The sequence below is a fragment of the Parendozoicomonas sp. Alg238-R29 genome (genome assembly GCF_947331445.1).
Classification (GTDB): Bacteria; Pseudomonadota; Gammaproteobacteria; order Pseudomonadales; family Endozoicomonadaceae; genus Sansalvadorimonas.
In genome coordinates, this window is sequence record NZ_CAMZOG010000050.1 from 25,983 (window position 1) to 35,355 (window position 9,373).

The 9,373-nt window shown below is 48.9% G+C and carries 9 protein-coding genes; 5 read left to right on the forward strand and 4 right to left on the reverse strand.

The genetic code is table 11. The features are described 5' to 3' along the window. Window positions 1-6 precede the first annotated feature (6 nt). Window positions 7-1,752: a chloride channel protein gene (locus QMA35_RS13325; RefSeq protein WP_281647644.1), complete on the reverse strand. Its 1,746-nt coding sequence runs from the start codon at window positions 1,750-1,752 to the stop codon at window positions 7-9. Window positions 1,753-2,139: 387 nt separating this feature from the next. Here QMA35_RS13325 and argC point away from each other — a divergent pair, with 387 nt between their 5' ends. The 4 genes from argC to erpA all read left to right on the forward strand — a co-directional run bounded on the left by argC (window position 2,140) and on the right by erpA (window position 4,898). After that, window positions 2,140-3,186 (forward strand): N-acetyl-gamma-glutamyl-phosphate reductase, encoded by a 1,047-nt coding sequence (argC, locus tag QMA35_RS13330; RefSeq protein ID WP_281647645.1) that lies wholly within the window; start codon window positions 2,140-2,142, stop codon window positions 3,184-3,186. A gap of 22 nt (window positions 3,187-3,208) precedes the next feature. Next, window positions 3,209-4,000: a DUF6776 family protein gene (locus QMA35_RS13335; RefSeq protein ID WP_281647646.1), complete on the forward strand. Its 792-nt coding sequence runs from the start codon at window positions 3,209-3,211 to the stop codon at window positions 3,998-4,000. Between the two features lie 2 nt (window positions 4,001-4,002). Beyond that, a complete protein-coding gene (locus tag QMA35_RS13340) occupies window positions 4,003-4,437 on the forward strand; it encodes a polymer-forming cytoskeletal protein (protein WP_281647647.1) in 435 nt (144 codons plus the stop codon). A 107-nt stretch (window positions 4,438-4,544) separates the two neighbouring features. Next, complete coding sequence (erpA, locus tag QMA35_RS13345; RefSeq protein WP_281647648.1) at window positions 4,545-4,898, forward strand: iron-sulfur cluster insertion protein ErpA; 354 nt, start codon at window positions 4,545-4,547, stop codon at window positions 4,896-4,898. Between the two features lie 67 nt (window positions 4,899-4,965). Here the strand turns inward: erpA and QMA35_RS13350 are convergent, their stop codons facing one another. Further along, window positions 4,966-6,120, reverse strand: a complete 1,155-nt coding sequence (locus tag QMA35_RS13350) for an anhydro-N-acetylmuramic acid kinase (protein WP_281647653.1) — start codon at window positions 6,118-6,120, stop codon at window positions 4,966-4,968. Continuing rightward, the gene (locus QMA35_RS13355; RefSeq protein ID WP_281647649.1) at window positions 6,104-7,537 is read right to left on the reverse strand and encodes a peptidoglycan DD-metalloendopeptidase family protein; all 1,434 of its coding nucleotides are present in this window, start codon (window positions 7,535-7,537) and stop codon (window positions 6,104-6,106) included. The genes QMA35_RS13350 and QMA35_RS13355 overlap by 17 nt, the downstream gene beginning before the upstream one ends. A gap of 249 nt (window positions 7,538-7,786) precedes the next feature. Here QMA35_RS13355 and tyrS point away from each other — a divergent pair, with 249 nt between their 5' ends. Beyond that, window positions 7,787-9,088 carry a tyrosine--tRNA ligase gene (tyrS, locus tag QMA35_RS13360; RefSeq protein WP_281647650.1) on the forward strand — a complete coding sequence of 434 codons (1,302 nt, stop codon included), beginning with the start codon at window positions 7,787-7,789 and terminating at the stop codon, window positions 9,086-9,088. On the opposite strand, the gene QMA35_RS13365 is transcribed toward tyrS, so the two are convergent. Further along, the coding region (locus tag QMA35_RS13365; RefSeq protein WP_281647651.1) for a hypothetical protein at window positions 9,067-9,373 on the reverse strand (307 nt) is incomplete at its 5' end. The two genes, tyrS and QMA35_RS13365, sit on opposite strands and share 22 nt — an antisense overlap.

Here is a 9,373-nt window from a genome sequence, read left to right on the forward strand (position 1 = left end):
TTATATCTACACTCGATAATATCGTTGAAGACTTTCTCTGGTAACAATACCAACTGTACGGATCTCTTGCCTTCGTATCAGGTCGGTGACATAGAGAGCATCAATCTGTTTACCTTTCATCAACTCCCAGGCTTCATAAACAGATGCACGATTATTGAGAGAGCAAACATCATAGCGAACCGCTGGAACGCCCAGCAGATCGATAAGTTCATCATCCTCTCCCAGAGATAATCCTTTTTCCTGCTCAAAGAACGGCCCTAGAGCCATGACTGGCATCAGTGCTTTTGGCCTGCCTTCGTCGGACACCAGTAACCATTCCGGCTGTTCCCGCAGTTTGTCCTGAATATCTTGTGCGCTCTGCCAGCGATCCAGTTCTACGTAACTTTTGTTAACAAGGCTGCTGATACCCATGCGGTTTAAGGCACGGTGCACAGGGTTACTGGCACGGTCATAACCCCAGCAGTCGAGGATCAGTTCAAAAATACTGTGCTGGCGCAACAGTAATGTGGAAGTGAGGGCAGCAACCACAATGGCGAGAAGGGCGGGGAAAAGCAGGCTGGGGTTTTTGGTCAGCTCAACAACAGTAACTAATGCTGTTAGTGGGGCTTGTAATACAGCCCCAAGCATGGCGCTCATACCAACCATAACGTGGAAGCCAGTGCTGCCTGTGGTGAATCCGGGAATTGCGGATACCAGTGTTGCAGTCAGGGCTCCACCCACCGCACCCAGAAAAAGTGTTGGGCCAATTAATCCGCCAGGAACGCCCATTCCCACACTGGCCGATGTGGCTAATAGCTTGCAGGCTAACAACGTGATCAGCAGAACAGGAATATGGCTACCATTTAACAGCTCAGTAATGGTTCCGTAACCCACCCCCATGATTTCGGGGGCTGGGATTGCCAGTAAACTGGTGATCCCGGCAGCGAGCATCAGCCGTGTTGTGACGGTAAAAGTCTTTGTTCTTTTATTGAAAAAAATAATCAAACGACAGTAAACGGTGCTGATAATTCCCATGACAAAACCGATGAGAATCACCATTGGCAATTCATCCAAAAGACTGACGGCAATAGAAGGAACTGCAAAAGCTGGTTCCGTTCCATACATTAACTGGGTAAGTGCGGCGGCGCTCACAGACGCCAGCATAACGGGCAGGAAACCAGCGACAGAATATTCCACCATCAGAACTTCCAGCGCGAAAATAACACCGGCTACGGGAGTGTTAAATGCCGCAGAAATCGCTGACGCTGTGCCGCAGGCCACAAGTATCCGCAAGCTGTTATTCGGCAAACGCATACACTGGCCAAGCAGGCTGCTCGCGGCTGCTCCCAAATGAACTGCAGGGCCTTCACGTCCAATAGAGTGACCACTGGCAATAGCGATAGCACCAGCAAAAAACTGATGTAGAAAATTTCCTGTTTTTAGGCGGCCTTGATGCCAGTCCAGCCGTTCAATCAGGTGGACAACTCCAACCGGGCGAAATTTGCTGCGAATTGTCAGCGCAATACCTATCAGCAGAATTGAGCCAATGAATGGCAGAATAATGCGGTGTGCCCAGGTTAGTTGTTGATAGGCGCCTTCTGGAAGCCCGTGCAGAAAAAGACTCGAAAGAATAGTAATCAGTTCTCTGAACAGCGCAATAATCACAGCAGTTACAATACCGCAGACCAGCCCAAGCAGGGTAAGCTGAGGAAGGGCATCTATGCTGGCCAGTTTGTGGCGGAACCGGTCAAAATTGGGGCGTGTCGGTTTCATTCTCACCTGTTGAATAAAATCCTTGTTTGGTTGTCACTCCACTATTTAGCCTGAAGTCCCAACGTGGCTGAAGTTCAGTTGTGTCGTTGAGTTCGCAGCATTCATTGGCAGAAATCAAACCTGCCTCAAAGCCGGACAGGTGCGTACACAGCATAACTTTCTGAAAAATCAGAAATTAACAGGTTTTGTGACACTGTCGGCACAGCAGTGATGGCCAAATTGAATATTCCATCCCGGCAATTTTACCATGGTTTACAGAGAATTTATGATGTGTTCCTGTGAGGGCACGCCGAAGAGATAGCATGTGCAAAGCAATGCTCTACTGCATTAGAAGTCGAGGCCTGTTTATAATGGGCCAAAACAAGCAGCAAGAACGGGTGTGGGAACGTGATTAAGGCAGGTGTTGTTGGCGGTACAGGTTATACCGGAGTTGAACTGCTGAGGCTTCTGGTCAGGCATCCAGAAGTAGAGTTGACTGCGGTCACATCCCGGGCGGAAGCCGGTCGACGAGTTGATGACCTCTATCCTAACTTGCGAGGCCATATCGACCACTGCTTTACTGCGCCAGATACTGAGGTGCTGGCAGCCTGTGATGTGGTATTTTTTGCCACACCCAATGGTGTGGCCATGAAGCAGGTGCCGGAACTTCTCGCCAAAGGCGTTCGGGTGATTGATCTGGCTGCAGATTTTCGGATCAAGGATATTGCTGTTTGGGAGCAGTGGTATGGCATGACCCATGCCTGCCCAGAGCTCGTAGATGAAGCAGTCTACGGATTACCTGAACTGAATCGGGCAGATATTGCCAAGGCTCAACTGGTGGCAAACCCCGGTTGTTATCCAACAGCCGTTCAACTTGGGTATAAGCCTTTATTGGACGCTGGGTTGATCCAGCCAGAAAGTCTGGTTGCCGATTGTAAGTCCGGTGCCAGTGGCGCAGGTCGTGGAGCCAGTGTGGGAACACTGCTCTGTGAAGCGGGAGATTCTTTCCACGCTTACGGTGTTTCGGGGCACCGGCACCAGCCGGAAATCGAGCAGGGTTTGGCAACAATGAGTCACGGTGAAATTAATCACCTGACGTTTGTGCCTCATCTCTTGCCGATGATTCGTGGCATTCATGCCACCCTGTATGCCCGGTTGGCTCCAGGCAGTGATGTTTCTACTGAACAGCTGCAGTTACTTTATGAGCAGGCTTATCAGGATGAGGCTTTTGTTGACGTTATGCCTCAGGGAAGTCTGCCGGAGACCCGCAGTGTGCGGGGAGCGAATCAGTGCCGTATTGCCCTGTACCGTCCGGGAGATGGTGATACGGTTGTTATTCTGTCCGTGATCGACAACCTGGTAAAAGGTGCGTCGGGACAGGCGGTGCAGAATATGAATGTAATGTTTGGCCTCCCCGAATCGGAAGGTCTTGAAATAGTTGGCCTGTTACCCTGAGGGGTAGTTTGAGGAGTACTGTTTGAACAAAGGCTGGAAAGAGCTTTTACGCTTTGGTGGTTCTCGCTCCCTGCAGGGAAGTAAGCGACTGCTCGTTGTTGATCATGACCCCCGTCGAAATGTTCGGTACTGCTTGCTGATTTTGCTGTTAGTAGCCGGAACAGCAGTGGCTAGCTTTTATCTGGGTATCTCCATGGCTGCCAGAGAGTTGGGGATTCTTCGTGAAGAGCTGATTCTGACCAAAGCGGAAAACAGTGAGCAGATTGAGGAACTTGATGTTTTGCGCAGAAAGGTGGCCATTCTTGAACGTGGCGCCTGGATTAACCGTGAGGCGGCTGAAGAAGTTCGTCTGGAGCTGGTGAAGCTGCGAGAAGAGAAAAGTGTGTTGACCCGGGATCTGAGCTTCTTTAGAAGTATTATGGATCCAGCCAGCCTGGAAGAAGGGGTTAATATTCAAAGCTTCGAACTGTTGCCCACATCAGATCCCGGCAAATTCCAGTGGAAGTTTATGATTGTCCAGAATGCCAAACAGCATCGTTTACAGAAGGGTAACTTCAAAGCGCGTGTTGACGGTTTTCTTGGTGATGCAAAGAAATCTTACGATCTGTATTCTCTGTCTAAACAGCTAGAGAGTGGCGGGCAGGGGCTCGGGTTTCGTTATTTTCAGAGTGTGCCCGGTGACGGAGTATGGGGTGTTTTAGAGTTGCCAGAGGGCTTTGAGCCTGAGGTTGTGGAGGTGTCAGTTCAGCTGACCAGCCCATCACGGAAGATTATTAAAAAGACGTTTGAATGGCTTATTGAGGAATCTGAGTAGTTATGTGGGGCAAAAAAGGCCAAAACGATGTGGTGGCACCTACCAGTGGCAGTACAACCCTGATTTCTGATCACACGGAAATTACCGGTGATATACGTTTCCGTGGTGTTATGCATGTTGAAGGAAAGATTGTTGGAGATGTCCGGGCAGTAGAAGGTACACTGCGTCTGGTTGAAGGTGGTGTTATTGAGGGTGATATTAACGCCCCCCATATTATCATCAACGGCTCTGTTAAAGGCGATGTTTACGCAACAGAAAAATTGGAATTGGCATCCAAGGCTGTGATTAGTGGTAATGTCTATTACCAATTAATTGAAATGGTTGTCGGTGCACAGGTAAACGGTAGTCTGGAGCATATGGCTCCGTCACAAGTTGAACCTAAAGCCATTGAAGCCCCTGTTTATGAAGGGGAAATTGAGCCAGCTATGGCTGATTAAAAGCAATTTTTCGACCATTTCATTGATCTGGTCGGTGTTTACTATAGTTGACTGTATTACTCGGATATGAGGATAATATCCGAATATGCTGTAAGTCAGGAGGTCGAATGTCCGCCGCCGAAACTTTTGTCCCGGAGCCGATTATTTTCAGCGATAACGCTGCAGCCAAAGTGAAAGCTTTGGTTGAGGAAGAGGGCAATGGAAAGCTGATGCTTCGCGTCTATGTAACCGGTGGAGGCTGTTCCGGCTTTCAATATGGTTTCACCTTTGATGAAGAATTGGCTGAAGACGATACTGTCGTAGAGAGAACTGGTGTGAAAATGGTGGTTGATTCCATGAGTTTCCAGTATCTCTTTGGTGCTACTGTTGATTATGTTGAAGGTCTGGAAGGTTCACGGTTCACTGTAACCAATCCTAATGCCGCTACTACTTGCGGTTGTGGTATGAGCTTTACTGTGTAATCCAGTTTCAGAAATTAAAAAAAATACCCGGTAACTGCCGGGTATTTTTTTATCTAAAGTTTTAGGGTCAGGCCGGGTAAATGCCACCAAGAATTCTTTTTCCAGAGGCGTTCGTCACGGCTGGCAGGTTTCCGGGTAAGCCATGAAGTGTTTGTCTGGCCAGCCATGCGAAAGCTGTTGCTTCTACCCACTCATGGGGGAGGCCCAGAGAGTCGGTTGTAGCAACGTGGAAGTTATCAAGGTTGCTGGAAAGCTTGCGAATCAGTGTTGTGTTTCGAGCTCCACCACCACAGATATAAACTTCCCGGCAGTCTGGTGCATGTTCACGAATAGCCTTGGCTAGAGAGCGGGATGTAAGTTCAACGAGAGTGGCTTGAACATCTTGCCCTGTTAATTGTTCATCCAGGTGGGATAAACCATGCCACAACCAGGAATGGTGAAAGTATTCTCGGCCAGTGCTTTTCGGTGGAGTACGAGAAAAGAACTCATCGGCCAGAAGTATATCCAGCAACTCTTCTGATGCTGTTCCTGTTGCGGCCCAGCGCCCATTCTTGTCGTAACGTCTGCCGCTATGGCGGTAGCACCAGTCATCCATCAATGTGTTGCCCGGGCCTGTGTCGAAACCAATAACGCTTTGATCAGCCGATGCCGGCAAAACTGTTATGTTGGCAATGCCGCCTATATTGGCGATAACCCGTGTTCTTGTTGGGTGGCGAAAAATAGCTTCGTGGAAAGCTGGTACCAGTGGAGCTCCTTCACCACCTGCGGCCATATCCCGGCGACGAAAGTCTGCAACAGTGGTAATGCCTGTTTGTTCGGCAATCAGGCTGGGGTTGCCAATCTGCAGTGTATTGCCAACTTTTGGCAGATGCCGAATTGTTTGTCCATGGCTGCCTATAGCGCGCACGGCACTGGCTGGAATATTGGCTAGTTGTAGAAGGTTATTGATGGCTTCTGCGGCAAGAATGGCAACAGCCAGATCTGCCTGACTCATGGCTTCAATCTCGTTCTCGCCGGGCTGGCATAAAGAAAGAAGCTGGCTGCGCAGTCTGGATGGAAGAGGAATCGAGATATGTTCCTGCAGCACCGGAAACTCCGGTGCCAGATCGACCAGCACCGCATCCATGGCATCCATGCTGGTTCCCGACATCAGACCGATATAAAGCTCGGTCTGGTCAGGTTCTTTCGGAAGGATGTTGTTTATTTTATTGGGTTGAGACATTGCCATTGTCTTCTGCTGAAGCCAGCAGTGTAGCGGATTTTTGCTCCAGTTCTGCAAGCATAACCCGGGTTAAACTGCGGAAATCATTGATTTCACTGGCTACCAGAGGCTGGGCGTCAGGAAGTTTGATGGTTAATGGATTTCGGTGCACACCATTTACTCGGAATTCGTAATGCAGGTGAGGTCCCGTTGCCCAGCCAGTCTGTCCAACATAGCCGATGGTTTGCCCCTGTTTCACTCTTTGCCCTTTGCGTAATCCTCGAGCAATGCGGCTTTGGTGCGCGTAAACGGTGACAATATTGTTTGGGTGTTTGATAAAGACGACATTGCCAAAACCATTCTGGCGGCCAGAAAACTTCACCACACCATCACCGGAGGCCTTGATGGGCGTTCCTGTCGGCGCTGCGTAATCCACGCCTCTGTGGGGACGCTTGGTTTTAAAAACCGGGTGTAGGCGATTTGGGTTAAAGCGAGAACTAATTCTGGTAAAATCAACCGGCGTACGGATAAACGATTTGCGCATACTTTTACCATCCGCGCTGTAGTAATCGCTTTCGCCTTTGCTGTCGGTGAAATAAACCGCTTCCAGTTTTTTGCCGCGGTTGGTAAATGTTGCGGCAAGAATATTGCCGTCACCAATTCTTTCGCCGTCTAGGTATTTCTCTTCATAAACAAGGTTAAAGCTGTCGCCGTTTCGGATATCCATAACGAAGTCTATATCCCAGCCAAAGATGTTGGCGAGCTTCATAGTCATATTGTCTGTCAGGCCGGCATTTGTTGCTGCAACAAACAGTGAATTGACAATGGTGCCAGAAGCGTAGGCTCTGCGGATATCTGGCGTCCGAATAATTTCCTGAGATTCAAAACCGTTTTCGGTTTTGCGGTATTCAATGCTCTCAAGGCGGTTGCGGAGATATTTCAGTGCTTGAAGTTCACCATTGATACGCCCAAACACAATGGTCTGGCCGGGGCGAATATCCGCAAGAACTTTACCGTGGTCGCTGGTGCGCAGAATGCGTTGCAGTGTTCCTGCGCTTAGAGATTGCCGTGAAAAAATACCTGAGAGAGTATCGCCGGAGCGAACCTTGGTCTGCTGCCAGGCAATCACAGGCTGCACGGGTGCTGTAGGTTTAATGGATTCAGGAGTTTTTGTTGTTATCCCAGAGGTAGATCTTTCAGGCGTATCAGGTGCTTGGTTAAGAAGAGTCTTTTCTTCAGAGGGCAGAGCGCTGACAGGTGTTGGATTATCAATATCAGTAAGAGACAAAGGAATCTCGGTTCTCTTTGCCTGCGCGTTTTCACCCGGGACCAGAGCCAACATCAGGCCAACGCAGGACGACGCGGCGGCAATAACCAGCACGTGGCGTCTTGGAAAATTCTTGGCTGCAAACTGCAGCGCTTGTTTCAGTAGATTCATACTCGAAATAGCGTGGCTATATAAGCGGGTTACTCAAAATAAAGATACAGTATAAAGCTTTCTTTGGCGCGTAAATACCCGTGGCTTGCCAGATATCTGTGTGGGCAAGTCCAGATGGGGGGAATGTAAGCAGGTGCTGTCAGGAGGTTGTCTTTTTTCTGTCATCCGGTATGTTTGCCCCTTTTAGTATTCATCAACTCGCGGACACGGGAACAATAGTCTGTGGGGTTACTGACAGGTAGTTGAGCTATGTTGGGCCAAAAGCCGTTATTGGAAGATCTGCAACAGCGTGGGCTGATCAATCAGGTTACTGCGGAAGAGGAACTGGTTTCTCATATTTCCGAAGGCTCACGCACCCTGTATTGTGGCTTTGACCCAACTGCAGATAGCCTCCATCTTGGTCATTTGGTTCCTCTTCTGGTGCTGAAGCGTTTTCAGCAGGCTGGTCACAAGCCTATTGCACTGGTGGGTGGTGCAACTGGTCTGATTGGTGATCCAAGCTTCAAGGCGGCCGAGCGTCAATTGAACACGACTGATGTTGTTGCGGGTTGGGTTGATAAGATCAAAGGACAGGTCAGTCAATTCATTGACTTCGACTGTGGTGAGAATTCTGCCATCGTGGCCAATAACCTCGATTGGACTGGCAATATGAATGTGCTCGATTTCCTGCGGGATGTCGGCAAGCACTTTTCTGTGAATGCCATGGTTAACAAAGAATCCGTACAGCAACGTATTAATCGCGAAGGTTCTGGTATCTCCTTTACCGAATTTTCCTACGCCCTGTTGCAGGGGATGGACTTTGCTGAACTGAATCGTCGTCATGGTTGCACATTACAGATTGGCGGCTCTGACCAGTGGGGCAACATTGTTGGTGGTATTGATCTGTCTCGTCGCCAGAACAAAGCCCAAACTTTTGGTTTGACCGTTCCTCTGATTACCAAGGCTGATGGCACTAAATTTGGTAAAACTGAAGGTGGTGCGGTTTGGCTGGATCCGAAGAAAACGTCTCAGTATGCCTTCTACCAGTTCTGGCTGAATACTGCTGATGCCGATGTGTATCGCTTCCTGAAGTTCTTCACCTTCCTGTCTGTGGAGGAGATTGAAGCTATTGAAAAAGCAGATGCTGAACGTAACGGTAAGCCAGAAGCTCAGGCTGTGCTGGCTCGTGAAGCAACTAAATTGGTTCACGGTGAGGACGGCTTGGCCTCTGCCGTGCGTATTACTGAGGCATTGTTCTCCGGTGACTTGAACTCTCTGAGTGAAGGGGAACTGGAACAGTTGAGCATGGACGGTTTGCCTTGCACCAAGTTTGGCGCTGCTGATATTGATGGTAAATCACTGAATCAGTTCCTGGCTGAAAGTGGTCTGGCACAAGGTAAGCAAATTAAAGATGCGCTGGGTCGTAGTGGTTTGCTTATTAATGGTGATGCCAAATCCATGGAAGATAATATGAAACTGACAGAATCCTTTGCTGCTGAAAAGGCTATGTTCGGTCGCTTCTTTCTGGTGAAAATGGGTAAGAAGAAGCATCAGTTGTTTGAATTGATCTGATTTGTCTTCTTTAATAAACAAAAACACCGGCCGTGCCGGTGTTTTTGTTTATACGTCGCCAGCATTCTTTTTAATGATTTTGTTGACAATTTAAAGCGAATTCGTAGAATGCGCTCCTCGTTGGCTGGCGCTGAAACGCAGAGACAGGCAGAGAGATGAGAATTTTGAATGTTTGTTTTGACTTCAGAAAGACACTGGTTGACACCGACAGCTTCCACGGTAAAATGGCGGCCTCGCTGATCGGACAGCTTCTTAGCTTCCTTCTCTTCTAAAGAGTCTTCTCTT